Raw genomic sequence first — 25,439 nt, forward strand, 5'->3', positions numbered from 1 at the left:
TTCTAAAAGTCAGGCGCAGTTTTACAGTTTCCCATTTGAATATCGGTACACAAATACTAACTTTACAACTTTACCAAAAATAACAAAATTTGTTTAACCTAAAAATTTAAACAACAAACTTTAGGAATAATGACATACGAAGGTGTACTGGCCAAAATGCAAACCGAAATGGGAGCTCCCATTCAATACTATATCGTTTTTGAAAATAGTTTTTTAAACGTCAATCAATTTTTAAACAAAAATTTTTCGATACAATTTGTAGGCTACCAATGTCTCAATTGCAACAAAAAGAAAAAAATTTTCCGTCAAGGTTTCTGTTACGACTGCTTTTATTCAAGTCCGGCCGTGGGCGATTGGATCATGAAACCCGAACTCAGCACCGCGCATCTTGGTATTGCTGATCGTGATTTGGCCTACGAACAAAAAGTACAATTGCAGCCGCACATTGTTTACTTGGCTTTGTCAAGCGAGGTCAAAGTAGGAGTTACACGCAAAACGCAAGTCCCAACCCGATGGATTGATCAAGGCGCCAACCAAGCCATTTCAATCGTTGAGGTTCCGAATCGCTATCTTGCCGGAATCACCGAGGTCGCTTTAAAAAAACATTATGCAGACAAAACCAATTGGCGCAAAATGTTAACCAACACGATTGAGCCAGTCGATTTGGTGGCGGAGCGCTTAAAACTGGAACACTTAATTCCATCCGAAGTTCAGGAGTATTTTTACAATCAAAACAACGATTTGTATGAAATGAATTATCCTGTTTTGCAGTATCCCGCGAAGGTAAATAGCTTGAATCTTGATAAAACACCGCAGTTCGAAGGCAAGTTAACAGGCGTAAAAGGGCAGTATTTACTCTTTGATGACGGCACCGTTTTTAATGTTCGCGGCTCCGAAGGCTATGTGGTGTCCATCACCGTGTAAAACAGTTGGGCGTACCCTTTTTTAAAATAGAAAAAATTTTAAAAATGTCAGGCTGTTCGCTGTATCTTTTATTTCGCTGCCGCTGCATAAAAGGATGCCGCTTCCATCCTTTACGCAACACAATATACAATACCCGTTTTGGCTTTCAATGACAAAACGCCACTATGTTTCACAAAAAAAAGAGGAATTTCAAACCTATTGAAATTCCTCTTTTTTTAATGTACTTCTACCTAGTTTACTTTTGTGGTATCAGCTGGTTTCTTTTTCTTTTTAAACAAACCATTCAATAAATCAGCAGCTTTGGCTTTTACTTCTTCTTTTGTGGCTGGTTTGGTAGGCACAGCTGTTTTTGTGGTATCTCCTGGTTTTTTGTTTTTATTGATATAATCCGTTATCGCTGAAGTTCCTTTTTTTACCAAACGGTCTTTTTGTTGTTTCACCAATTGGTTTGTTAATTGTGTCAGCGCCGTTTTGATATCTGTTGTTATTCTCGGATTGGTAAAATTACCGCCCAAAATCGCATTGATAGGCAGGTTTTCAATTTTAGCAGCTTCGGCAGGAGTTAATTTTGCTAGTAAGGCATTGGCTTCGTTACCCAAATATTTAGCAGGAACATCAAATTTTAGGTTGTAACTCATGCTTTGATCAAAACCGTGTGTGCCGCCAATTGTAGCTTTGATGTCTTTGTACTTAATGTCAAATGGTTTGATATTTACTTTACCATCTTTAAATGTGATTGCTGCTTTGATGTCATTCAAATTTATTTTGTTTACATCTATAAACTTAATGTTTGACCCAATTGCTTTCAACAAAGTCGAATTTTTTTCATTGACAGTAGTTGATAACAGTTGGCCCAATAAATCACCGGTTAAAGTTTTTAAGTCAGGCGTAAACTCGGTGGCATCTAGATTTCCGTTTAGTTTAATATTCGAATTCAAACGGCCGTTAATGATTCCCGCAATAGGAGCAATTTTCTTCAGCATTTCCAATTGGGTAAATGACTGCGCAATATCGACTTGGTTTAATTTTAAATCCATATTAAACACAGGTACTTTCCCTTTTGTAGAGACGGCTCCGTTTACTCCAATCGATCCACCAAAAATAGAAGTTTTCACATTTTCTAGTGTTACCTTTTGGTCTCTCACAATTAACTTTCCTGCTACATTTTTTAGTTGCAGGTTGTCATACAATACCGTATTGGCTTTTGCGCTAAGCGTACAGTTTAAGAAAGCGGGGATTTTCATCGCCTCGGCTTTTTTTCCAGCAGTGTTGTCTTTTGCCGGTTCTTCAGTCGTCATAAAATCGTCAACCGCTAATTGATTTGACGACATGAAAAAGTTTCCTTTCAACTCCTGATTTCTAAAAATAAAACCATAAAAGTTTTCCAGAATTCCACTTACGCTAATATCACTTCTTCCAGTTGTGGCATTTAATTGTTTCAAATTAACTTGGCTTGGGTTAAACTGAACCACCGCCGTACTAATGTTCATGGTTTTGCCATTTTCATCAGCATATTTAAAGCCAGACAAGCTCATGGTGCCCGCATTATTTATCTTTTCATATTCACTTTTTTCAACACTTTGCATGTCAAACTTTGTGGTAACATCGGCTTTTAAAATCCCAGATAATGGTTTGTCAAGCTTGATAGGGTAGGCTTTTGATAGGTTTGCTAAATTGATAGTTCCTTTTAAAGCGGCATCTACTATTGCGTTTTGGGTGATGTTTTTTATGTTTGCTTTGGCATTAAATACATCTTGATCAATTTGAAACGAGAGTTTATCTAAGTTCACATAAGTGTCATTAAGAATTCCGGTTTCATTTATAATTTTAGTGTCAATAACAATTTTTTCAACAGTTTTAGGCAAGTTCGGGTATTTAAAAGAAGCATTGTTAGAGGCAATTGCAATATTGAATTTGGGTACGCTGCTTTCAGAGTATAATCCTTTTGCAAAACCAACAATGGTAAAGTCACCTGTGGTTTGTACATTATCTAAACTAGCTGCGTAGGCAGCTGGTATTATGCCCAAAAAGTTTTTAAATGACGAAGTTGGTGTTTTAAATTTCAAGTCATATTCTTGTCCTGAATCAGCAATTTGTATAAAGCCATCAAATTCTAACGGAAGTTGATTAATTAATGCCTTGTTTTCTTTAAAGCTGTATTTACTGTTTTTTAAATCGATTCCTAATACGGCATCAAGTGTTAATGCTACTTGATTCATGTAATTGACTTTATCCAGATTCAAGCTCACTTTAGCTGTGGTTTTGGTTGTTAAGTCTAGTTTTTCAGCTGCAAAATCACCTGTACCTTCGTGATTCAAGCTGTCAATAACCATTTTAATTTTTGAACTTTCGTCAAAATAGCGAAACTGAAAATTTTCAATTTTGTATTCTTGAATTTTTAAAGCCAGCGGATTACTAGTTGAAGCTTCTTCTTTTTTGGCGTCTTTAAGTGCAATATCAAAGTTTCCAACACCATCTTTGTTAAAAATAATGTTGATCAACCCGTCTTTTGAAGTAACTCCATCAATAGCTATTGGTTCTTTTTTATCTTTAAAAAGTTCTTTAATTGACATTTTAAGGTTGACTTCGCCTAGTGAAACCAATGTGTCTCCCGCAAAAGGCGCTTTATTGATGATTACTAGTTTTTCTAGCGTTACATTAGCATTTGGAAAGTTTTTGAACAAACTTAAATCGGCATCAGCAAAGGATACCGTGGCGTCAACTTTTGCATTAATGGCATCGGTAATTTTTGCTTTTATTTGATCTTTAAATAAAAAGGGTGCTGCAAATAATGTTGCTACTAGCAACAAAAGGACTATACCTACTATTTTTAAAATTTTCTTTACCATGTGATGTTGCTTATTTTGAATTGCTTACCAATTACTTTATTGTACAAAAATACTGGATTTTGACTTTTTATCTTTCTAATGTTTTCATAAAAGCTTATATGATTTAAAGAAAAACCCGCTAAAGTAATGACAATAGCGGGTTTAAAAGTATTTTCAATTTTTTTATTTATTTCATTTTGATCGCAAACGGAAGCATGGCTTGCACGCCTTGTCTGGCTTGAAGTTTTTTAATTTCGTTCAACATGCGATAGTTTTCTTCTCCAATTTCCTCTTTAATAAAACGCTCTTTTGATTGTGCAAAAGGGAAACCTGCTAGTAAATCATCGAAATTTTTGTCGTATTCTGGATAATTTTGAGTTCGGTATTCTTTTATTTTTGCTAACGAAGCCGCTTTTGCAATAGCGTCATCCAAACCACCAATTTTGTCTACAAGACCAATTTTTAGTGCTTCGGCGCCAGTCCACACACGTCCTTGTGCAATGTTGTCTACTTGTGCAAACGACATTTTTCGGCCTTGAGCTACGCGAGTCACAAAAGTTTTGTAAATGTGCTCCACACCTTCAAGCGTTACGGCTTTGAAATTTTCATCCAATGGTACAAACGGACTATAATCAGCAGCGTTAGAATGGGTTTTTACTTGTTCTGTATGAATGCCAATTTTGGTAGCTAGAGTTGTAAAGTTAGGTAATACGCCAAATACACCAATTGATCCTGTGATGGTACTTTCTTCAGCAAAAATAGTATTTGCATTACAAGCTATATAGTAGCCTCCTGATGCTGCATAATTACCCATAGATACCACGATTGGTTTTACTTTTTTAGTCAACTCAATTTCTCTCCAAATTAAGTCCGAAGTTAAGGCGCTTCCACCCGGACTATCAATACGCAAAACAATCGCTTTCACGTCTTTATTAGTTCTAGCTTCTTGCAAAGACCTGCGCATTGAACCTTCGCCTATTACAGTTACATCTCCTTCACCGCCCATAATTTCGCCTTGCGCATAAATGATGGCAATTTCATCCGTAGCGCTATTTATACTTGCAGTTGTTGCTGTTTTTTGAGCATAATCAAGTATCGAAACACTGTTGTAATCCTCATCTTTATCTACCTTTAATGCTTTTTTAATGGCATCATGGTATACATCTTCGTAAGCAATTACGTCAATTAGTTTTTGTGCCTTTGCCATTTCAGGAGTACGTGCTAAAAGACCGGTAGCAATTTCATTCAATTTTGTTACACTAAGATTTCTGCTTTTTGCGATGTCTTTTATCATTGAATTCCAAACAGAGGTCAATAATGCAGTAGTTTGCTCTCTGTTGGCCTCGCTCATTTGGTTTTCTAAGAAAGGTTCAACCGCACTTTTGTATTTTCCATGACGAATAACCTCCATTTTCAAACCTGATTTTTCTTGAAAATCTTTAAAAAACATAACTTCTGACGACAATCCTTTAAAATCCATTTCGCCTACTGGATTCAAGTAAACGGTGTTAGCAACCGAGTTCAAGTAGTATTCTTTTTGTGAGTAGGTATTGCCGTAGGCCATTACAAATTTACCTGATTGTTTAAAGCTTTCTAAAGCATCGCGCAAGGCTTTGCTTTGTGCCATTCCTAAATACGAATTGTTATTCAAAATAGAAATACCTTTGATATTATCATCGGTTTTTGCAGCCTCTATAGAATTAATAATGTCAATAACACCTATTTTTTCATTTTCTGAAAAAGCAGTAACCCAAGGATCGTTGTATTTACCAGCGTAATCATTTTGAACGTTTTCTAGATTCAATTCAATAACCGAATTACTATCTACCACAACGCCATCAGATTCACCACCAAAAATGGTTCCTATTAAAACGATTCCAAAAAAGAATAACATAAAAAAGACAAATATCCCAATGACAGTTGCCAGTACATTTCCTAAAAATCTCATATAATTTATTTTTTGTATCAGTCGCAAAATTCTTGAAATGTTACAGCACAGTTGTATAGGATTTCAAAAATTAAGCAAATAAAAGTGGTCGCAAATATATTCCTAATTCTAAAATTCTTTTAGTTAATTTGCATCAATTATGAAATCACAGCATCAAGTTATTCTATCTATAGGCAGCAATCAAGGCGATCGTTTGGCTACGATTGAGCAGAGTCTTCAATTGATTCATCAACAAATAGGCACTATTTTGCGTGTTTCTAGATTGTATCAAACCCCTGCGTGGGGTTTTGAGAGCGATGATTTTTATAATTGTGCTGTAGTGATTCATACCTATAGCAGCGCGCACAAAGTTTTGAATCAGGTTTTAAAAATTGAGAAACAATTGGGTAGGTTACGAAAGAGCACAACTGGATATGCTGCCCGAACTATTGATATCGATATTGTTGCTTTTGATAATGATGTAATCCAGTCTGAAAAATTACAAGTGCCACACCCATTAATGCAAGATCGTAATTTTGTACTGTTGCCTTTACAAGATTTAAATTTAGATTGGGAGCATCCCGTTTTGGGCAAAACGATAACCCAAATGATATCTTTGTCAGCAGATGTTAGCCCTTGTGCCGTTGTGCAAAATATGACACAACCTTTGCAAGGTATTCCACTTGAACGCTACAATTATGTTGCTTTCGAAGGGAATATTGGAGCGGGTAAAACCACGTTGGCAACCAAAATTGCAGAGGATTTCAACGCGAAAACCGTTTTAGAGCGTTTTGCCGATAATCCTTTTTTACCAAAATTCTATAAAGATCAAAATCGCTACGCGTTTCCGCTAGAGATGTCATTCCTTGCTGATAGATACCAACAACTATCCGATGACTTGGCACAATTCGATTTGTTCAAAGATTTTTTAGTAGCCGATTATCATATTTTTAAGTCTTTAATTTTTGCGAAAATCACTTTAGCAGAAGATGAATACCGCTTGTATCGCAATCTTTTTGATATCATTTACAAAGAAATGCCAAGGCCTGATTTGTATGTGTACTTATATCAAAATTCAGAACGTTTGTTGCAAAACATCAAAAAAAGGGGACGCAGTTACGAGCAAAAAATTCCAGCTGATTATTTAGATAAAATCAACAGCGGTTATTTGGATTATATCAAGTCGCAAACCAATTTAAATGTACTAATCATCGATGTTTCTGATCGTGATTTTGTAAAAAATCAAGAAGACTATCTGTACATATTGGAGGAAATCAAGAAAAAAATGCTTTCCCAAAATTTTTAACTTCTTTCTCGTCTCTTATCTTTTAAGTGAAAAGTGCCCTCTTTTTTCTGGTGATGTAGCGTCTAGTTTAAGTACAAACCAATAATCATCAGCCGGCAAAGGAATTTTATTAAAAGTGCCATCCCAAAATGTTTTGAATTGGTTGAGAACTACAATTAATTTTCCGTAACGATCAAAAATAGAGACTTTTGCTTGCGGATAATTGATAAGACCTTTGATTTCCCAAATATCATTGTAAGAATCGTTATTAGGGGTGAAGAATTTAGGAGCAATAACCACTACGAAAGGCGCTGAATCAATGCCGCAACCATTTTTTTCTCTTATAAAAGCAGTTCGTAAACCACTTGGAACATTAAAAAACACATTCGAATTTTGGTAATTAGTACCATCTACAGAGTATTCGTAATAATTTTGTTCCGTTTCAGGATAAATTACAACTCTATTTTCGTTTACATCAATTCGATCTATTGTAGGCGCTAAATATTCTACTACATTAATTTTTTTAACGGCGCTGCATCCTTGGCTATCGGTTACTTTTACAGTATATGTGCCACCTGAGGAAACTTGAATAGTTTGAGTTCGTGCACCGGTTGACCACTCATAACTTACATTTGCTATACCTGCATCAAGAGTTAGGTTGTCGTTTTGGCATAAGATTAAATCTTGATCAATAACTGATGGAGGTATATTGATTTCTACAGTAACTGCTGTTCTAACGCCATCAGTACAGCTATTGTTAAAAGCTTGTGCGTAGTAAGTAGTATTTTGTGTTACGTTGGCAAATGTTACACTAGTTCCTGTGGCAATAATTTGAGTTGAAGTAGCGCTTTCGTACCAGTTGATGATTCCTGTATTTGTAGTTGCTTGTAAAGTTACGCTGCCAGCGCCACAGCGTGTAACGGGTGAATTAGTACTTGTAATACTCGGAATTTGTTGTACGGTAGCAATTACTGCTGTACGATTCGTTGGACAGCCTGCTGAAACATAATAGGTTTTAGAATTTGTTAAAAACTCGGTAGTAAATGAAGGGCCGCTAAAAAGTATACTCCCACCAGTTGGAGTGTCGTACCAGTCTAATGTGCCCGTAGTGGCGGTTGCTTGAAGAATGAGGGTTCCAGAGCCACAACGGCTATCAGGTGTAGTAGTGGTGATTTTGGCAATAGTCATAGTGGTGCTAGTTGCAATTTCAAGTACAGGATCACCTGGCATGCCACCATATTCAACAATATATCCTTTGGGTTGATAATCTCCGCTAGTATCTCCGGTGTTAGATAAATCATTCCATGAACCAGGAATTCCAACACCAGGCGCTGTGATATGAGCAAAATCTTCGTTACCAGAATTATTGGGTTCATTTCTATTCCAGAACGCAAATTGATTAGCGGGTGCCGATCCATTGGCGAGTCCATTCCAAAATATAGTTCCGTTTTCAGGGCCAGTTACCCATTTCCAAACACCTTCGGTTTCTGCATCACTTCCTCCAATCCATCCTGTTCCTTGGGCTTGCTCTCCAGATATTTGTGCTTCATCTGCAGCTGTTAATGTGGCTAAATAGCCTCGTAATCCAAAGTAATTGCTGTTTTCTGCTGCTATTTTTGCATCCTGCCACGGTATATTTATTGCTGAAATAAATCGGTAATAATGACCATTTCGCGGTAAGTAATTGGCTTGTCCTAGAGTTATAGAAAAAGTTCTCGCAGTTCCCGCTGGATTCGCGCTTGAGTTGCTAAAGACAACATTTTTAATGGCGCGCACAAAATCTTGATAAAGTACTTTTGCACCACTAATTGGACTTGACAATTGTAACTTACCTTCAACAGCACTCCACGTCGCAATTATGGTGGGATGCATGGCTGTGTTGGTTAATGTAAGTAGATCTTGTCCGTTAGCGTAACCGCCAGTGATTTGTATGTAAACTGCTTCTGTTCCTATGTCAGTTGCATCGGCGCCAGTAATGGTAATATCAGTAACTACATTTAAAGGACTTCCTGGGCAAAATATTTGATTACCACTTGCTGCTATTCGAGGTGAATTAACCGCAAGAGTTGTTTTTGTTTTTTTAGAAATTGAGTCACCTTCTTTTTTAAAAATCAGATTTGTATTAGCAATCGCTGCATTTGCAATCATTGGGGCAAATACTAGGAAAGCCAACGTTATTTTTAAAAAAGTATTTAATTTCATGGGGAACAAATTACTTGATATAGTACTTTAATTAGCAGGCCAATTTAATTTTTGAAATAAATCCCAAATCACAATTCCTGCACTTACTGCAATATTCAAGGAATGTTTGGTGCCCAATTGCGGAATTTCTATTGAGCCATCGCATAGTGCCACTGCTTCTTGTGAAACTCCGTGAACTTCATTTCCAAACACAATTGCATATCGTTTTTGAGGTTCTATTTTAAAATTTTGCAATAAAATTGCACTTTCTACTTGCTCAATTGCAAGTGTTGTAATGTTGTCATCTTTTAGTTTAGTGATTACGTCAAGAACGCTTTCACAATGCTCCCAAGCTACTGTTTCGGTAGCGCCAAGAGCTGTTTTATGAATTTCTTTGTTAGGAGGTGTGGCTGTAATACCGCAGAGGTAAATTTTTTCGATCAAAAAGGCATCCGAAGTACGAAAAACAGAACCAATATTATGCAAGCTTCTTACATCATCAAGAACTACGATGAGTGGTGTTTTTTCTGATTGTTTGAAATCAGCAATCGATTTTCGCTCTAACTCGCTATTTTCTAGCTTTCTCATATTTTATATTTTATCAAAAAAAAAGCTTCCAGATGGTTATGGAAGCTTTTCTAGTATGTTTGGTATTCCTTAGCTTTTCGCTGCCTCAAGAGGTAAAACGTTTCCTTTGATAGTTAATGTTTTACTTGGAGTTACTGCATTTGTAGTCAAAGTAACTGTTTTTGTAAACGGTTGTCCCGCTCTTGAAGTATCATATTTCACACCAATAACACCTTTTGCACCTGGAGCGATAGGTTGTTTTGGGTAAGTAGGTACTGTACATCCGCAAGAACCTTGAGCGTTTGTAATAATTAACGGCTTGTTACCGTTGTTAGTAAATACAAATTCTCTTCTTCCGTCAGAGTTAGCGGCAATATTTCCGTAATCAATAGTTTCTGTAACAAAAACCATCCCGGCACCATTAACTTTAGCGCTAGTAATTTTCGTGTTTTTAGCTTTTAATTTTTTTGAAGTCTCTTGCGCATTCGAAGTAGTAACTCCCAAAGTAACTAGCAAGGCTAGAGCAATTATCTTTTTCATTTCTTTTAATTTTTATTATATTATACAAATTTATGCAATTTTTCGTTTTATAGGCCTAATTTTTTCTTAAATAACTTGTTTAATTTTTTTGAATCTCCACATTTTTGGTCAAAAAACTATAAATTCGCCCTGAAATTAAATTTAAAAAGCAAAATACATTGGCCTCTAAAGATAAAGCAGTTAAGGAAACACCGTTGATGAAACAATACAATGAAATCAAAAGGAAGTATCCGGATGCTTGTTTATTGTTTCGTGTAGGTGATTTTTATGAAACCTTTGGTGAAGACGCTGTTCGAGCCTCGAAAATTTTAGGAATTGTTTTAACTAAACGTGGTGCAGGATCTGAGGGAGAAACTGCTTTGGCCGGATTTCCGCACCATTCATTAAATACGTATTTGCCTAAATTGGTCAAAGCGGGACTGCGAGTGGCTATTTGCGATCAGCTCGAAGATCCTAAAATGACCAAAACGATTGTGAAACGTGGCGTAACCGAATTGGTAACACCTGGAGTTTCATTAAACGATGAGGTGCTTCAGTCTAAAACTAATAATTTTTTGGCAGCCATTTATTTTGCCAATAAATCAATAGGTATTTCATTTTTAGATGTTTCAACAGGCGAGTTTTTAACCGCTCAGGGCAATGCGGAATACATTGATAAATTATTGCAAAACTTCAACCCAAGTGAGGTTTTGATTCCGAAAAATAAAAAAGTAGAATTTAAAGAAACTTTTGGCGAAGATTTTCACTGTTTTTATCTCGAAGATTGGATTTACAAACAGGACTACGCATTTGAAACTTTAACCAAGCATTTTCAAACGGTTTCCTTGAAAGGATTTGGAGTAGAGGAGTTGGCGGATGGAATTATTGCATCGGGAGCTATTTTGTATTACCTCTCGGAAACACAACATAATAGAGTACAGCATATTACTTCAATTCAGCGTATTGCTGAAGATGCTTATGTTTGGATGGATCGTTTTACCATTCGTAACCTAGAATTATACCATAGTTACAATCCAAATGCGGTCACATTGCTTGATGTAATTGATAAAACGCTTTCGCCAATGGGTGGGCGATTACTCAAAAGGTGGCTAGCTTTGCCTTTAAAAGACAGTCATAAAATAAAAGGTCGACATGAAGTGGTGACCTATTTAAAAAACAATCAAGAAGTTTTAAGAGACATTCAAAATCAAATCAAGCAAATATCTGATTTGGAGCGACTGATTTCAAAAATTGCTGCTGGAAAAGTGTCGCCTCGTGAGGTAGTATACCTGAAGGAATCGTTAGACGCGATAGTGCCTATCAAAAAGTTGGCTTTGGCTAGCCCGCAGGAAGCTGTAAAAATCATTGGTGATAGTTTGCATGGTTGCGATTTACTTCGCGAAAAAATAAATACGGTATTAAATCAAGATGCGCCAGTGGCTATTGCCAAAGGAAACGCGATTGCTACCGGCGTACATGCGGAGCTAGATGAGTTAAGAGCAATTTCAACTTCGGGGAAGGAATTTTTAGAGGGTATTGAAAAACGCGAATCACAAGCAACGGGGATTTCGTCATTAAAAATATCGTTTAATAATGTTTTTGGTTACTACATCGAAGTGCGAAACATGCACAAAGATAAAGTTCCTGCCGAATGGATTCGAAAACAAACCCTGGTAAACGCAGAACGTTATATCACAGAAGAACTAAAAGAATACGAAACTAAAATTTTAGGTGCCGAAGAAAAAATTCACAAAATAGAAGTAGAGTTGTTCGAGCAATTGGTAGCTTGGATAGCAACTTACATCAAGCCTGTACAAATGAATGCTAATTTGATAGCGCAATTGGACTGTTTGTGTTCCTTTACGCAACTCGCCATCGAAAATCAATACGTTTGTCCTGATTTAGACGAGAGTTTTGAGTTGGATATTAAAAACGGTAGGCATCCTGTTATCGAAAAGCAATTACCGGTAGGTACGCCCTACATTGCTAATGATGTTTTTTTAGATCGCGATACGCAGCAAGTTATCATGATTACAGGTCCCAATATGTCGGGTAAGTCGGCTATTTTGCGTCAAACCGCATTAATTGTATTGCTGGCGCAAATGGGAAGCTTTGTTCCTGCAGAGAGTGTTCGAATGGGCGTTGTAGATAAAATTTTTACGCGGGTAGGAGCAAGTGATAATATTTCGATGGGAGAATCTACTTTCATGGTTGAAATGAATGAAACGGCATCTATCTTGAATAACATCTCAGAGCGCAGTTTGGTTTTATTAGACGAAATTGGTCGTGGAACGAGTACTTATGACGGAATTTCGATTGCTTGGGCCATAGCGGAGTTTTTGCATGAGCATCCGGCGCAGCCTAAAACTTTATTTGCTACGCATTATCATGAATTGAATGAAATGAGTGAATCACTGACTCGAATTCAAAACTATAATGTAGCAGTGAAAGAATTGAAGGACACTGTTCTTTTTGTTCGAAAATTAGTAAAAGGAGGAAGTGCTCATAGTTTTGGAATTCACGTGGCTAAAATGGCTGGGATGCCACAAATAGTGATTTTAAAAGCACAAAAACTCCTCAAGAAGCTTGAGAAAAATCATTCAAGTGAATCGCTTAATGGAAATTCAGTTGCGAAGAGAGGCGCTAGTTTAAAAGAAGCGCAAACCGAAACCATGCAAATGAGTTTTTTCAACCTTGATGATCCTTTGCTAGAGGAAATAAAAGAGGAAATTATCAGTCTTGACATTAATACCATAACGCCTATGGAGGCGTTAATGAAACTCAATGAAATTAAAAGAATGTTGACCCGAAAATAATTTAGTTTTTTAAGCGCACGTTATCAGATTGTTATCGTTTTTGTTTGATTTTTTTGCAAAAAAGACTTGTTTAATCCAATAAATGTCCTAAATTTGCATCCGCAATACAGAACAAGTGTTGTAGTTCTTTTAAATACAAAATGCGAAAATAGCTCAGTTGGTAGAGCGCGACCTTGCCAAGGTCGAGGTCGCGGGTTCGAGCCCCGTTTTTCGCTCAAACACCTCTTAATGCTCGGATGGTGAAATTGGTAGACACGCTGGACTTAAAATCCAGTGAACAGCAATGTTCGTGCGGGTTCAAGTCCCGCTCTGAGTACAAAAGCCCCTTCAATTGAAGGGGCTTTTTTTATGACCTAAAGTCAAAGGATATATTTTGTTCTGATTGAAAAATGGTCAAGTCGTAAAGCGAGGTTTAATTTTGAAAAAACAATCAATATGGGGGCTTTTGTGATAAGTAAGCGTTACAATGACGAGTATAAGTTTGTTTTTACCTCAAGGAAAGGGAAAGTGATTTTTACAAGTTTGAGTTACGAATTAAAGTTCGAGGCCGAGGAGGCTATTGAACATTTTAAAAAAGTACTTTCGTCAGCTGATTTTTTAAAATTTAAATCGACCAGTGGGAAGTTTTTTTTTAAAGTAGTTCTCGAAGGGCATCATTTTGCTACCAGTCGAAAATACACAACGGCTTTGCGTTTGCAAAAAGGGATAGATGAAATTGTGAAATACGGCTCGGCAGCAGAGATCTTAGATTTCTCAACCAACGACTGTATTTTTTTAGATTAAAAGAAAAGAGTCTTGAAAACGATAACGTATTCAAGACTCTTTTTGTTTTGCGCAATGAAATTATTTCATTTTACGACATAAAAAAGCCATCTCGCTAAGCGGATGGCTTTAAAATTTTTAGAATTTAAGTTCTAATTATTTTTTTGCAGCTTCAGTAGCAACTTCAGCAGCTTCAGTTCCAGCAGCAGCAGCAGAATCAACTACTTGCGCAGCAGAATCAACAACTTGTGCAGCAGAATCAACTACCATAGCAGCAGAATCAACAGTAGCAGCAGCTTCATCAGTAGCAGGTGCATCAGCTTTTTTACAAGAAACAACAGTTAATACAGCAACAGCAGCTAAACTTAAAAATACTTTTTTCATCTTAATTTAATATAAAGGTTAATTATTAATTCGTGGCAAAGATATAAATTTTTTAATATGGAAAATATTTTTTCATTTATTTTTTAAAAAATATTATTCTTTCCCAATGCTCAGCAAATTTACAATTATTGTGCCAGTTTTTGCACATCAAATGCATTTTTTTTTAAAGTTTTATTTGGACTTTTTTTCTGACTGCTTTTGTTTTAATGGTTTATTTATCAATGCCTTGTCTTTTTTAGGGTGTACAAGTTTTAATTCGGCCATTAAGTTTTTTGCGCCAGCGTATTTGTCCATGATAAATAATACGTATCTAATGTCTACCATGATGTTTCTACAGATACTAGGATCATAGTAAATATCACTCATTGTACCTTCCCATACACGGTCAAAATTAAGACCAATCAAATTACCGTTTGCATCCACTGCGGGGCTTCCTGAGTTACCTCCTGTCGTATGGTTGGTTCCAATAAAGCACACGGGTATTTTGCCGGTAGCATCGCTATAATTGCCATAATCTTTGTTTTTGTACAGCTCCACTAATTTTGAAGGTACATCAAATTCATAATCTCCAGGAATGTATTTTTCCATTACACCTTCTAGGTAGGTAACAGGAGTGTATAAAGTAGCGTCTTTTGGTTCGTAACCTTTTACTTTTCCGTAGGTAACACGCAAGGTGCTATTAGCATCTGGAAACAAACGACCGTTAGCATTAAGTTCTAATTGTGCTTTCATATACATGCGCTGCAAAGCTGTGATCGTTTGGTTTATCTCATCGTATTTGGGAGCAATTTGGGTGTTGTAACTATCCGCAAGTTCTTTTACCAATTGGTAAGCTGGATCTTTTCTTAGGTTGCCCAAAGTAGTAGCCGCATCACCAGAAAGTAATTCTTTTAAGCCCGCGTAGCTCGTGATTTTAGAAGTGCTGTATATGGCGGTAGCTAGTTTTTTTGCATCTACATTAGCTAGACTATTTGGTAAAAATTGTTTTGGTGATTTAGTGGCATACAAAGCGATCAATTGTTCGAAAACTTTTTCATCAACAGTTGCATTGAAGTTTTTATAAAAATCAGCTAGCCCGCCAATTAAATTGTTTTTTCGGTCATTGAAGGCTTGTTCACCTCTTGCGTTGTACACTTGCTCTAGTTGGTACAAGCGGTATGCAGCACTTAACAACTCAGTGTTGCGCTGTACGGTTTCCATAAAGTAATCTCTAGCTAGAGCGTAAGGAGCAATTGCTGTGTAGTTTTTATCAAAATCAGCAAGTAGGGTTCCGTATTCTTTTTCTTTGCCTGCTTTTTTTACTTTTTCTTGAAAAGTTTTTTCGTCATTGCGTTTTACAGCTACAGCATTCGATTTTTGAAGACCTTGGGTTTCTCCAATCCATTTTTTCCAATAATTAGCAATACTAGCATATTTAGAGGCATACTGAATTTTAATAGCATTGTCTTTACGCATGAATCCGTCAGCTACTTTTAAGGCTTTATCACGAATCTCAATTTTTGCAGGATTAAGTTCGTTTACAATTTGTTCGATGGCTACAGATGGTAGGTATTCGTTGGTTTTTCCTGGGTAACCAAAAACAAGCGTAAAATCATCTTCGGCAACACCGTCAAGCGAAATAGGTAAGAAGTGTTTTGGAGTGTAAGGTATATTGTCTTTGGAGTATTTTGCGGGACGATTATTTTTGTCAGCATAAATGCGGAACAATGAAAAATCTCCTGTATGACGTGGCCAAACCCAATTGTCTGTGTCTGATCCAAATTTACCGATTGATGTAGGCGGAGCACCAACCAAACGCACATCAGAAAAAGTTTCTGTTACAAAAAGTAAGTATTGATTGCCTTCGTAAAATGTACGAATTTTGTTTTCTTGCCAAGATTCTTTCGGGAAAGAGGCGCTCAATTTTGTGATGTTTTCTTGAATTTTTTTCTGTTTGTCGGCTTCGTTTGCAAGTGTTGCTGTACCTTCAAGTATTTGCGTAGTTACGTCTTCAATTTTCACCATAAAAGTAACAGTCAAATTTTCGTTTGGCAATTCGTCTTCCATTTTATAGGCCCAAAAACCGTCGGCTAAATAATCTTTGTCAACTGAGGAGTGCGATTGAATTTGCGAATAACCGCAGTGGTGATTGGTAAGCAATAAGCCTTTTGGAGAAATTACTTCAGAAGTACAGCCACCGTTAAAATGCGGAACAGCGTCTTTCATGCTAGACTGATTCACATCATAAATGTCTTTGATTGACATTTTCATGCCTAGATTCTTCATTTCGGTTTCATTCATTCCTTTTAGTAAGGAGGGAATCCACATACCGCCTTGTTGCGCTTGTGTTTGAATGACAAATAGTAATAAGAATAATTTTAAAAATTTCATTGGTATATAATTTAGTTTGAGAAAAGTGTGATACAACTGGATGATTGATTTAAATTATAGTGGAACAGAAAATGACTTAATGTCGTTTGCCTTTCCAAGTGCCTCCGTATTTATATTGGGGCAATGATTTTGATTTTTCGCAGCAAGATTGACAAACGAAAATCCAGTTTTTTCCCGTGGCGATTTGAACCCGAAACATTGTACTGGCTGCAATAGAACAAATTTCACATATTTTGGTTTTCATTTTTAAAATCAATACTTACTTTGAATAGGTTTCTATAAAACGAACCAATTTAATAGATCTTTTAAAAAGGCCGTGTTTGATTATTGTATTAGCAATTTCAATCGGTTTTAAGACGCATTAATTTTCGATTATGCATTTCGAAACCGCTGGCAAGATACAATTTTTGCGCTTTTATATTGTGTGGTTCTACCTCAAGATAGATCAGTTTTAACGATAATTTAGGGCTTTCGGCTTTTATAAAATCTATGGCTTTGCCGCCAATGCCTTTGCCTCGAGCTGTTTCTGTGACGAATAACTCATCCAAAAAAGCAATTTTCCCTTGGTATTCAAAACTAAACACAAAGGTTAGAATAAGGTAACCTACCACTTGCTCTTCCCTGTAGATCAACCAACATTTTCCTAACTCTGGATTGTCTATAAATTGATCTAGTAATTCTCTCGTCGTTTCAATAGCAATAGGATAGCCGTCAATGGCGTAAAAATCGACCATCAAAGTACTGACAGTATTTACATCTTGTTTATCTATTGGTTTAAAGTGAATCATATTGATCTATTTAGTAGCGTAAAGGTAGTTAATATCGAATTTGGTCTTGCCATAACCGTTCGTCATTTCGATACAACCGTTCGTCATTTTTCGGTAAAACAAGAGCAGAAGCCGTTCTATATTTGTCTCATCATAACAAACAAAAACAATTTAAAACAAATGACAATGAGAACAGAAATTTTAAAAAAAGGAGTAGTCGTAGCAAAAGCAGTAGTAGGTTTTTTAATAGGCTTTGCATTGTTTCATCTAGTTAAAACGTTAATCGGCTAAACTCAAATTGGCCTAGGCAATTCGAACATCAATCAATCAAGTAACATCTATGGGACAATACAAGGCAAACTCAATAAATTCTCAAAATTTCAATTTAACATTTGGCAATCAGAAAATTGGGGAACTAATTTATGAAAAATGGTATTCTTTCAACGCTGAAATTTTAATGTCTGACGGTGCAAAATATCAACTTGAACCACAAGGTTTTTGGGACTCTAAAATTGAGTTGAAAGACGGCACAAAAGCTTTATTAGAATTTAAAATGGGTTGGAAAGGAATAATTATCAAAACCTTTTTTGATAACAAAGAAGATACTTTTTTACTAAAACTTAACGGACTTTTGAGTAGTAAGTTTGTTTTAATTGACCCAGACAATAGAGAGTTAATGGTTGCTGAAACTGATTTTAAATGGAATAAACTTAACTATGACTATAATATTGAAACAACCCAAAACTTCGACAAGTTTGACAATAAGGAATTATTAATACTTACAATATTGCACTGCATAAATTACTATATGACAATTTTTGTATCAGCAGAATAAAATGACAAAAGAAGCACAAAAAATGCCAGAACCCTTAACAGCTTGGCGAGATTGGGGTTTTGGGCTGAATTTAAGGATAGATTTGTGTTTGGAAAATTTGTGTTTAACCGAAAAATCCCGCATCTTAAATCCCCAACCTCGCTAAGCGCTAGAACGTTAAAATGTTAATTACCTAAATTTAAATTTGCGTAAGCAATTCTATCAATCAATCAATCAATCACAAAAAGTATGAAAACAGAATTTCTAAAAAAAGGAATAGTTGTAGTAAAAGCAGTTTTAAGTTTTACGATTGGAGTTTTACTAGCTTACTTAATAAAATTAATAATGGCTTAAAAAATAGATCATCAATCAAAATCAATCAACCAATCAAATCAAATCAATCACAATCAAATCAATTTAGATCATGAAAAAAAATATCATTGTACTTGCACTAGCAATAATGGGATTGTCAAATGCCACTGCACAAACAGCTCAACCTGAAGCAAAAAGACCTGGCGATATTTCGCTGCCTTCATCAAAAGGAGCGCTAGAAAAATTAGCCTCTTTTGACAATGGAAATTACAAATATGCTGTTGAAGATTTCTTTACAAAAGCAAAAGCAAGAACGTTTAGATTATCACCTGACGGATCACGCATGTCTTATTTTCAAAAAATGGATAACGGCAAAACCAATGTGTACGTAAAGGAGATTAAAACAGGCAAAGTTTCTCTGGTAATAGAGGAAAAAGAAGAACTCATCAAAACGTATTTTTGGTTGAATAATGAGCGATTAATTTATGCCATGGATAAAGGAGGAAATGAAAACATACATGTTTATTCTGCTGGTATTGATGGTTCTACTTCAATTGATTTGACGCCTTTTGACGGTGTACAGGCAGAAATTAATACGGTACTAAAAAATCAAAGAGATTTTATTATCGTTTCTATGAATAAGGAAAACAAGCAACTTAAGGAACCTTATAAAATCAATACCAAAACGGGAGCGATAGAAAGATTATATGCCAATACGGACCTTAAAAACCCAATACTGGTCTATAATTTTGATCAAGATGGTAATCTAATAGGCTTTGTAAGAGTGGCTAATGGAATAAGTATGCAGTATTACTATAAGCCTTCAGGTGCTAACGATTTTAAATTGTTAAAAGAATTTGAATCTACAGAAACCTTCACATTTGTTTCTTTAAATTACCAAACGCCCAATCCCGATGATGCTTATGTAATATCAAATTTAGAATCTGATAAAACACAAATTGTTTTGTATGATTTGAAGCAGAATAAGATGATTAAAGAAATTTATTCTAACCCGACCTTTGATTCTAATATTCTAGGGCTTTCTGAAAAAAGAAATTTTGAAGTGGACTACGTTGGTTTTAACGGAGAAAAAAACACCATCATCCCAATAAGTAAAACTTTTAAAAAGATATACGACAACATACAAAAGGAATTTAAGGATGCGCAATTTTCAATTGTTTCCCAAAGTGATGATGAAGAAAAAATGTTGATCATTGTTTCTAGTGATAAATTTTACGGGAAATATTATCAGTACGATTCAAAGTTAAATAAATTAACTTATATGTTCGATTTGATGCCAAAACTAGAACAAAAAGATATGGCTGTAATGCAACCGATTTCTTTTAAAAGTCGTGACGGAATTTTAATTTACGGGTATATCACCTTGCCTAAAGAGGCTTTAGAAGGAAAAAAGGTACCTTTAATTGTTAATCCGCACGGTGGCCCACAAACGTTAAGAGACAGTTGGGGATTTAGTCCAGAAGCACAATTGTTTGCTAGTCGCGGCTATGCTACTTTACATGTAAACTTCAGAATTTCAGGAGGATACGGAAAAGGATTTTTGAAAGCAGGATATGGTCAAATTGGACGTAAAGTGATGGATGATCTTGAAGATGGGGTGCAATATGTATTGACACAGGGATGGATAAATAAAGATAAAATTGCTATTTATGGTGCAAGTCACGGAGGATATGCTACTTTGATGGGATTAGTAAAAACACCTGATTTATATGCGTGTGGAGTGGATTATGTGGGAATTTCAAACATTGAAACTTTTTTTAGTTCTTTTCCTGAATATTGGAAACCTTATACAGAAGCGACAAAGAAAATTTGGTATGATTTAGACAATCCTGCACAGGCTAAAATTGCCAAAGAGGTATCGCCTTTTTATCAAGTCGATAAAATCAAAAAGCCTTTGTTTGTGGTTCAAGGTGCAAATGATCCAAGGGTTAACATTGGAGAATCAGATCAAATTGTGACTGCTTTGCGCAAAAAAGGATTTGAAGTTCCTTATATGGTAAAGTACAATGAAGGACATGGTTTTCTTAGAGAAGAAAATCAAATTGAGCTTTATAAATCAATGCTTGGCTTTTTTGCACAACACTTGAAGTAGTAAAAATTAATTTGAAAAAGTTTACTTTTGGCGGAGTAGTTGTACTTCGCCAAAAGTTTTAAAAGGAATATTTTAATTTAAAACCCAAAATGATGGTAAAACTAATTTTGATTACAGTTATAAAGATTGTGGAGTACTTCACAGTACTAATTTCATAATAAAGCAATGAAAACGAATTCAATAGAAAAAATATCAAAAAGAAAATATACGTTTTGGATCATTCAAATTGTGATCTGGACCATTATATTTGGATTTATATTTCTGCCTTCAATACTAAATCCCAAAAGCAATGTATTAGGATACGAAACATGGCAACTCCTTTTAGATTATTTTTCTCATACGGTTGCAATACTTTCGATAACCTATGCAGTTCGTTACTTTTTTAAAAAGTACATTGATTTTGAAAGTTTTTCTAAGAAAGATTTTTTTAAGTTATTGCTTGTTTTTTTAGTATCAAGCATTCTGTTTTTTGTATTCGTTAATGGATATAATTACTTGATGGCCACTTTTGTTTACGACAAAGCCGAGATTATCGATCATCCTAGCCAAAATCTAAAAGCTGGTGCGCTTGTTATGTTGACAGTTGCATTTTTGTTTTTTATATGGATGATTGCTTACACCGTAATTAAAACAATTTTCTTACTAAAAGACAATAAAATGAATCGGTTAGAGCTAGAGTCTACACTCAAAGAGTCACAGATCAATGCTTTAAAAGGGCAAATTAACCCGCATTTTATGTTTAATAGTTTAAACAATATCCGCGGTTTGATTCTGGAAAACCCAATGAAATCAAGGGAAATGATCACGCGATTGTCTGAAATGCTGAGGTATTCTTTGACAAAAAGCGAGGTAAATACAATTGCACTTGAAGAAGAAATTGAAATGGTTGAAAATTTTATTGCCATTTCAAAAATTCAATTGGAAGATCGATTGCAATTTATTTCAGAAATAGAAGAAGAGACTTTAAAATTACCTATTCCGCCTATGATCATTCAAATGTTGATTGAAAATGCAATAAAACATGGAATTTCGCAACTAAAAAACGGCGGTATTTTATTGTTGAAAATAAAAAAAGAAAATACCGACTTGCACATTCTGGTTAAGAATACAGGAAATTTGTCTCAACAAACAGGAACTACACAATTAGGTCTCAAAAACATTCAAAGAAGATTACAGTTGATTTACGGCGAAAGCGCCACTTTTTCACTAAATGAATTTGAAAATGAAGTCATTGCTAAAATAACATTACCTATTTCTTAGTAACCGATGAAAAAAATAAAAGCTGTCATAGTCGAAGATTCTCGTTTGGCTCGCAATGAGCTAAAGGAATTAATTAAAAATCACCCTGAAATTCAAATAATTGGTGAAGCCGAAAATGTAGATTTAGGTTTTGAACTCATCAACAACACGCAACCTGATTTGCTTTTTCTGGACATTAACATGCCTGAAAAAGATGGTTTTGCCTTGCTTGAAATGCTCGATAATGTACCTATTACGGTTTTTACAACCGCCTTTGATGAGTATGCCATCAAGTCATTTGAATATAATGCGCTCGATTATTTATTAAAACCAATCAATCCAAAAAGGTTTGCACAAGCAATAGAAAAAGTAAATACAAACTTGATCGAAAGAGCCGAAAAAAATGAGAAGAAACTAGCTTTAGATAATCAGATTTTTATCAGAGATGGTGAAAAATGCTGGTTGGTGAAAATCTCTGATATTTACTTATTTGAAGTTGATGGCAATTACACCAAAGTATTTTTTCAAAATGAAAAAGCCACGATCAACAAATCATTAAACCAAATTGAAGAAAAACTTCCCGAGAAATATTTTTTTAGAGCCAATAGAAACCAAATTGTAAATGTGCAATACATTGGTAAAATTGAAACCTGGTTTAGCGGTAATCTTTTAGCAGAACTTCCAAAAGATATCAAAGTCGAAATTTCCCGAAGACAAGCCAGCAATTTCAAAGATAAGCTAAGTTTATAGCAATGACTTAGTCTTCATTCAAGGCGTCAATGGTTATTAATTTGAATTCTAGTTTACAGCTCTTTTGCAAGAATTTTTAAAATTAGCTTGTTCTCTAAATCATAAAGAGAATTATGCAACAGTAAGCGCAATGATTCTTAATTTTCTTAATGAACTTAATGGTTTATTGATTTGTGAAAGTTCTATTGGTTGACTAGACTAGTTTAATTGTTATAACTTATTTGACAAAACCCACTAAAGCGAGTTAAATTCGACTCACAATCATTTGCGTTGCGCCTTTGTTCATTTGTACAAAAGTGCTGCACATATGTCCTTTTTCGTGACGGATGTCTTCATTTCGAATTAAATTTTCAAAAGTCTCGTTCAATTCTTGTTGATTTTTTATGGAAGTACAAGCGTCCATGTTAACCAATGCGATTGCTTCTGCAAAATGCGAATAATTGGCACCAATAACGATTGGAACACCAAAAGTAGCGGGTTCTAAAACATTGTGCACGCCAGGATTTCCAAAGCCTCCACCCACATAAGCAATATCAGCATAACTGTAAATTTTGGTTAAAATCCCAATAGTGTCAATGATAAAAACATCAAAATCGGCTAGGTTTTTATTTTCTTTTTCAGAGAATAAAACAGTTTTTCGGCTGATGCTATTTTTGAGTTTTTCAATTTGCTCGTCTTTAATATTGTGTGGAGCAATTATAAATTTCACATTCAAAGCAGTCGAGTTAAGGAAGTTTATTATGAAATCTTCATCCTTTGGCCAAGAACTTCCCACAACAATTGTGGTAGTGTTATCCTTAAATTGAGCAATAAAATCCAGAGTATTGTCTTTTTCTAAAATGGTGGCCACACGATCAAAACGGGTGTCACCAGACACGATAACATTGGTTTTACCTAATTGTTGCAAGAGTTTTCTAGAACTTTCATTTTGTACAAAAAAGTAAGTAAAAGCATCGAGTGCTTTTCTGTAAAAGCCGCCATACCATTTAAAAAAGGCTTGGTTTTTTCTTAAAATTCCAGAAATCAAATAGGTTTTTATATCGCGTTTTTTGAGTTCGTTTAAGTAATTCGGCCAATATTCGTACTTGATAAAAAACACCATTTCAGGATGAACGAGGTCAAGAAATTGTTGTGCATTATCCTTTGTGTCCATTGGTAAATAAACCGTCACATCAGCTATAGCATTGTTTTTTCGGACTTCGTAACCTGATGGGGAAAAAAAAGTAAGCACTATTTTATGACTTGGGAATTGTTCTTTTATTTTTTCAATCACGGGCAATCCTTGCTCATATTCGCCAAGGGATGCGGCATGAAACCAAATGGTTTTGTCTGTTGGTTTTATTTGCTGTTCAAGTTGCTTAAAAACACCTTTTCTTCCGTCTACAAAAAGTTTCATTTTTGGACTAAAAAGCGCCACAATTTTCAAAAGAAAACTCGCAACTAAAACTAATAAATTGTAGATAAAAAGCATGGCTAAAAATTTTGGGCTAAAATACGTTTTCTTTAAATGAATTTCTAGCGCATCATTTTTTTAAATTTCAAGACTGCGCAGTTTATTTTATTTTATTGCCTGCTTTTTAAGAAACGTTGTATTGGTATCAAGACATAAATAACTATTTTTGTTCTTCGTTTTAAGAAAGAAACCAGAATGTAATCGCAGGCTTCTCTTTCGAACATTAAACTGAAAATCGAAATGAAAAAAATCCAAATGGTTGACTTAAAAAGTCAATATGAAAAAATAAAAGAGGTTGTAGATGCTTCTATTCAAGAAGTTTTAGACACCAATACGTATATCAACGGACCTAAAGTGCACGAATTTCAAAAATCACTAGAGGAATATTTAGATGTAAAGCACGTAATTCCTTGTGCTAATGGTACTGATGCTTTGCAAATTGCAATGATGGGCTTGGATTTAAAGCCAGGTGATGAGGTTATTACTGCCGATTTTACTTTTGCAGCCACTGTTGAAGTAATCGCTTTGTTGCAACTAACTCCCGTATTAGTTGATGTAGACATGTACAACATGAACATCTCTATTGATGGGATTCGCAAAGCCATAACTCCAAAAACAAAAGCCATTGTACCTGTTCATTTATTTGGACGTGCGGCCAATATGGAAGCGATTATGGCTATTGCCAAAGAACATAATTTGTACGTGATTGAAGATAACGCACAAGCTATTGGTGCTAATTGCAAATTCTCTGACGGTACCAAAAAGAAAGCAGGAACTATTGGTCATGTGGGTGCGACTTCATTTTTTCCTTCTAAAAATTTAGGATGTTATGGAGATGGTGGAGCAATTTTTACCAATGATGATGCTTTGGCTCACAAACTTCGCGGAATAGTAAATCACGGAATGTATGAGCGTTACCACCACGATGTAGTGGGTGTAAACTCAAGACTAGACAGCATACAAGCAGCAGTTTTGAATGCTAAATTACCTTTATTAGATCAATACGGAAAAGCCAGACAAGATGCAGCACGTAAATATTCTGCGGCTTTTGAAGGGCATAAAAATATAATTGCACCAAGTATTTGTGATATTTGTGACTGTCACGTTTTTCATCAATATACTTTAAGAATTCTTGATGCTGATAGAAATGGTTTGATGCAACATTTGTTAGACAAAGGAATTCCTTGTGCTATTTATTACCCAATTCCGTTGCATTCGCAAAAAGCATACGCTGATGCTAGGTATAAAGAAGAAGACTTTCCGGTAACCAATCAGTTAGTAACTGAAGTACTTTCGTTACCAATGCACACTGAGTTAGATGATGAGCAAATTGCTTTCATTACATCAAGTGTTTTAGAATATCTACAATAATTTAAGAGACGCGGTTTTCGCGTCTTTTTTATGAATTAAGTCAGTGTAAAAAATACA

Annotated in this window: 18 protein-coding genes and 2 tRNA genes; 11 read left to right on the forward strand and 9 right to left on the reverse strand. The window is 35.3% G+C overall.

Annotated elements, in window-relative coordinates:
- Nucleotides 1–129: 129 nt before the first annotated feature.
- On the forward strand, nucleotides 130–924 hold the full coding sequence (locus tag G9Q29_RS03125; RefSeq protein ID WP_166133183.1) for a DUF2797 domain-containing protein: 795 nt from the start codon (nucleotides 130–132) through the stop codon (nucleotides 922–924).
- A gap of 230 nt (nucleotides 925–1,154) precedes the next feature.
- Here G9Q29_RS03125 and G9Q29_RS03130 read toward each other — a convergent pair whose 3' ends face one another.
- Together G9Q29_RS03130 and sppA are read right to left on the reverse strand one after the other, a co-directional pair.
- The gene (locus tag G9Q29_RS03130; RefSeq protein ID WP_166133185.1) at nucleotides 1,155–3,773 is read right to left on the reverse strand and encodes an AsmA-like C-terminal region-containing protein; all 2,619 of its coding nucleotides are present in this window, start codon (nucleotides 3,771–3,773) and stop codon (nucleotides 1,155–1,157) included.
- A 166-nt stretch (nucleotides 3,774–3,939) separates the two neighbouring features.
- Nucleotides 3,940–5,700, reverse strand: a complete 1,761-nt coding sequence (gene sppA / locus G9Q29_RS03135; protein WP_166133187.1) for a signal peptide peptidase SppA — start codon at nucleotides 5,698–5,700, stop codon at nucleotides 3,940–3,942.
- A 139-nt stretch (nucleotides 5,701–5,839) separates the two neighbouring features.
- Here sppA and folK point away from each other — a divergent pair, with 139 nt between their 5' ends.
- Nucleotides 5,840–6,985, forward strand: a complete 1,146-nt coding sequence (gene folK, locus G9Q29_RS03140; protein ID WP_166133189.1) for a 2-amino-4-hydroxy-6-hydroxymethyldihydropteridine diphosphokinase — start codon at nucleotides 5,840–5,842, stop codon at nucleotides 6,983–6,985.
- A 15-nt stretch (nucleotides 6,986–7,000) separates the two neighbouring features.
- On the opposite strand, the gene G9Q29_RS03145 is transcribed toward folK, so the two are convergent.
- The 3 genes from G9Q29_RS03145 to G9Q29_RS03155 form a co-directional block, all read right to left on the reverse strand.
- Nucleotides 7,001–9,166, reverse strand: a complete 2,166-nt coding sequence (locus tag G9Q29_RS03145) for an Ig-like domain-containing protein (RefSeq protein WP_225872877.1) — start codon at nucleotides 9,164–9,166, stop codon at nucleotides 7,001–7,003.
- 27 nt (nucleotides 9,167–9,193) lie between these two features.
- Nucleotides 9,194–9,733 carry an RNA methyltransferase gene (locus tag G9Q29_RS03150; protein ID WP_166133192.1) on the reverse strand — a complete coding sequence of 180 codons (540 nt, stop codon included), beginning with the start codon at nucleotides 9,731–9,733 and terminating at the stop codon, nucleotides 9,194–9,196.
- A 69-nt stretch (nucleotides 9,734–9,802) separates the two neighbouring features.
- The gene (locus G9Q29_RS03155) at nucleotides 9,803–10,252 is read right to left on the reverse strand and encodes a DUF1573 domain-containing protein (protein ID WP_166133194.1); all 450 of its coding nucleotides are present in this window, start codon (nucleotides 10,250–10,252) and stop codon (nucleotides 9,803–9,805) included.
- A 158-nt stretch (nucleotides 10,253–10,410) separates the two neighbouring features.
- Here G9Q29_RS03155 and mutS point away from each other — a divergent pair, with 158 nt between their 5' ends.
- The 4 genes from mutS to G9Q29_RS03175 all read left to right on the forward strand — a co-directional run bounded on the left by mutS (nucleotide 10,411) and on the right by G9Q29_RS03175 (nucleotide 13,830).
- Nucleotides 10,411–13,047, forward strand: a complete 2,637-nt coding sequence (gene mutS, locus G9Q29_RS03160) for a DNA mismatch repair protein MutS (RefSeq protein ID WP_166133197.1) — start codon at nucleotides 10,411–10,413, stop codon at nucleotides 13,045–13,047.
- Between the two features lie 142 nt (nucleotides 13,048–13,189).
- Nucleotides 13,190–13,262 (forward strand) — tRNA-Gly (locus tag G9Q29_RS03165).
- A gap of 15 nt (nucleotides 13,263–13,277) precedes the next feature.
- Nucleotides 13,278–13,363, forward strand: a tRNA-Leu gene (locus G9Q29_RS03170).
- Between the two features lie 119 nt (nucleotides 13,364–13,482).
- A complete protein-coding gene (locus tag G9Q29_RS03175; RefSeq protein WP_166133199.1) occupies nucleotides 13,483–13,830 on the forward strand; it encodes a YegP family protein in 348 nt (115 codons plus the stop codon).
- A 135-nt stretch (nucleotides 13,831–13,965) separates the two neighbouring features.
- Here G9Q29_RS03175 and G9Q29_RS03180 read toward each other — a convergent pair whose 3' ends face one another.
- From G9Q29_RS03180 to G9Q29_RS03190, 3 genes are all read right to left on the reverse strand, one after another.
- Complete coding sequence (locus tag G9Q29_RS03180) at nucleotides 13,966–14,193, reverse strand: PG1828 family lipoprotein (RefSeq protein ID WP_166133201.1); 228 nt, start codon at nucleotides 14,191–14,193, stop codon at nucleotides 13,966–13,968.
- A gap of 171 nt (nucleotides 14,194–14,364) precedes the next feature.
- Complete coding sequence (locus G9Q29_RS03185; protein WP_166133203.1) at nucleotides 14,365–16,563, reverse strand: S46 family peptidase; 2,199 nt, start codon at nucleotides 16,561–16,563, stop codon at nucleotides 14,365–14,367.
- A 341-nt stretch (nucleotides 16,564–16,904) separates the two neighbouring features.
- Nucleotides 16,905–17,351: a GNAT family N-acetyltransferase gene (locus tag G9Q29_RS03190; protein ID WP_166133205.1), complete on the reverse strand. Its 447-nt coding sequence runs from the start codon at nucleotides 17,349–17,351 to the stop codon at nucleotides 16,905–16,907.
- 319 nt (nucleotides 17,352–17,670) lie between these two features.
- Between G9Q29_RS03190 and G9Q29_RS03195 the strand changes: the two genes are divergently transcribed.
- The 4 genes from G9Q29_RS03195 (at nucleotide 17,671) to G9Q29_RS03210 (ending at nucleotide 22,558) form a co-directional block, all read left to right on the forward strand.
- On the forward strand, nucleotides 17,671–18,165 hold the full coding sequence (locus tag G9Q29_RS03195) for a hypothetical protein (protein ID WP_166133207.1): 495 nt from the start codon (nucleotides 17,671–17,673) through the stop codon (nucleotides 18,163–18,165).
- Between the two features lie 403 nt (nucleotides 18,166–18,568).
- Complete coding sequence (locus G9Q29_RS03200) at nucleotides 18,569–20,569, forward strand: S9 family peptidase (RefSeq protein WP_166133209.1); 2,001 nt, start codon at nucleotides 18,569–18,571, stop codon at nucleotides 20,567–20,569.
- A 165-nt stretch (nucleotides 20,570–20,734) separates the two neighbouring features.
- Complete coding sequence (locus G9Q29_RS03205; protein WP_166133211.1) at nucleotides 20,735–21,829, forward strand: sensor histidine kinase; 1,095 nt, start codon at nucleotides 20,735–20,737, stop codon at nucleotides 21,827–21,829.
- A 6-nt stretch (nucleotides 21,830–21,835) separates the two neighbouring features.
- Nucleotides 21,836–22,558 (forward strand): LytR/AlgR family response regulator transcription factor, encoded by a 723-nt coding sequence (locus G9Q29_RS03210; RefSeq protein WP_086453683.1) that lies wholly within the window; start codon nucleotides 21,836–21,838, stop codon nucleotides 22,556–22,558.
- Between the two features lie 244 nt (nucleotides 22,559–22,802).
- Here G9Q29_RS03210 and G9Q29_RS03215 read toward each other — a convergent pair whose 3' ends face one another.
- A complete protein-coding gene (locus G9Q29_RS03215) occupies nucleotides 22,803–24,029 on the reverse strand; it encodes a 3-deoxy-D-manno-octulosonic acid transferase (RefSeq protein ID WP_166133213.1) in 1,227 nt (408 codons plus the stop codon).
- A gap of 222 nt (nucleotides 24,030–24,251) precedes the next feature.
- Here G9Q29_RS03215 and G9Q29_RS03220 point away from each other — a divergent pair, with 222 nt between their 5' ends.
- A complete protein-coding gene (locus tag G9Q29_RS03220; protein WP_166133215.1) occupies nucleotides 24,252–25,382 on the forward strand; it encodes a DegT/DnrJ/EryC1/StrS family aminotransferase in 1,131 nt (376 codons plus the stop codon).
- Nucleotides 25,383–25,439: the final 57 nt, after the last annotated feature.

This window comes from Flavobacterium turcicum (genome assembly GCF_011365745.1).
Taxonomy (GTDB): domain Bacteria; phylum Bacteroidota; class Bacteroidia; order Flavobacteriales; family Flavobacteriaceae; genus Flavobacterium; species Flavobacterium turcicum.

What these genes read in the sequence shown, in the direction of transcription:
- folK (WP_166133189.1), top strand. Translation starts at nt 5,840, where the DNA reads ATGAAATCACAGCATCAAGTTATTCTATCTATAGGCAGCAATCAAGGC.
- G9Q29_RS03195 (WP_166133207.1), top strand. Translation starts at nt 17,671, where the DNA reads ATGGGACAATACAAGGCAAACTCAATAAATTCTCAAAATTTCAATTTA.
- G9Q29_RS03185 (WP_166133203.1), bottom strand. Translation starts at nt 16,563, where the DNA reads ATGAAATTTTTAAAATTATTCTTATTACTATTTGTCATTCAAACACAA.
- G9Q29_RS03150 (WP_166133192.1), bottom strand. Translation starts at nt 9,733, where the DNA reads ATGAGAAAGCTAGAAAATAGCGAGTTAGAGCGAAAATCGATTGCTGAT.
- G9Q29_RS03145 (WP_225872877.1), bottom strand. Translation starts at nt 9,166, where the DNA reads ATGAAATTAAATACTTTTTTAAAAATAACGTTGGCTTTCCTAGTATTT.
- sppA (WP_166133187.1), bottom strand. Translation starts at nt 5,700, where the DNA reads ATGAGATTTTTAGGAAATGTACTGGCAACTGTCATTGGGATATTTGTC.
- G9Q29_RS03200 (WP_166133209.1), top strand. Translation starts at nt 18,569, where the DNA reads ATGAAAAAAAATATCATTGTACTTGCACTAGCAATAATGGGATTGTCA.
- G9Q29_RS03215 (WP_166133213.1), bottom strand. Translation starts at nt 24,029, where the DNA reads ATGCTTTTTATCTACAATTTATTAGTTTTAGTTGCGAGTTTTCTTTTG.
- G9Q29_RS03210 (WP_086453683.1), top strand. Translation starts at nt 21,836, where the DNA reads ATGAAAAAAATAAAAGCTGTCATAGTCGAAGATTCTCGTTTGGCTCGC.
- G9Q29_RS03125 (WP_166133183.1), top strand. Translation starts at nt 130, where the DNA reads ATGACATACGAAGGTGTACTGGCCAAAATGCAAACCGAAATGGGAGCT.
- G9Q29_RS03190 (WP_166133205.1), bottom strand. Translation starts at nt 17,351, where the DNA reads ATGATTCACTTTAAACCAATAGATAAACAAGATGTAAATACTGTCAGT.
- G9Q29_RS03130 (WP_166133185.1), bottom strand. Translation starts at nt 3,773, where the DNA reads ATGGTAAAGAAAATTTTAAAAATAGTAGGTATAGTCCTTTTGTTGCTA.
- G9Q29_RS03205 (WP_166133211.1), top strand. Translation starts at nt 20,735, where the DNA reads ATGAAAACGAATTCAATAGAAAAAATATCAAAAAGAAAATATACGTTT.
- G9Q29_RS03180 (WP_166133201.1), bottom strand. Translation starts at nt 14,193, where the DNA reads ATGAAAAAAGTATTTTTAAGTTTAGCTGCTGTTGCTGTATTAACTGTT.
- G9Q29_RS03220 (WP_166133215.1), top strand. Translation starts at nt 24,252, where the DNA reads ATGAAAAAAATCCAAATGGTTGACTTAAAAAGTCAATATGAAAAAATA.
- G9Q29_RS03155 (WP_166133194.1), bottom strand. Translation starts at nt 10,252, where the DNA reads ATGAAAAAGATAATTGCTCTAGCCTTGCTAGTTACTTTGGGAGTTACT.
- G9Q29_RS03175 (WP_166133199.1), top strand. Translation starts at nt 13,483, where the DNA reads ATGGGGGCTTTTGTGATAAGTAAGCGTTACAATGACGAGTATAAGTTT.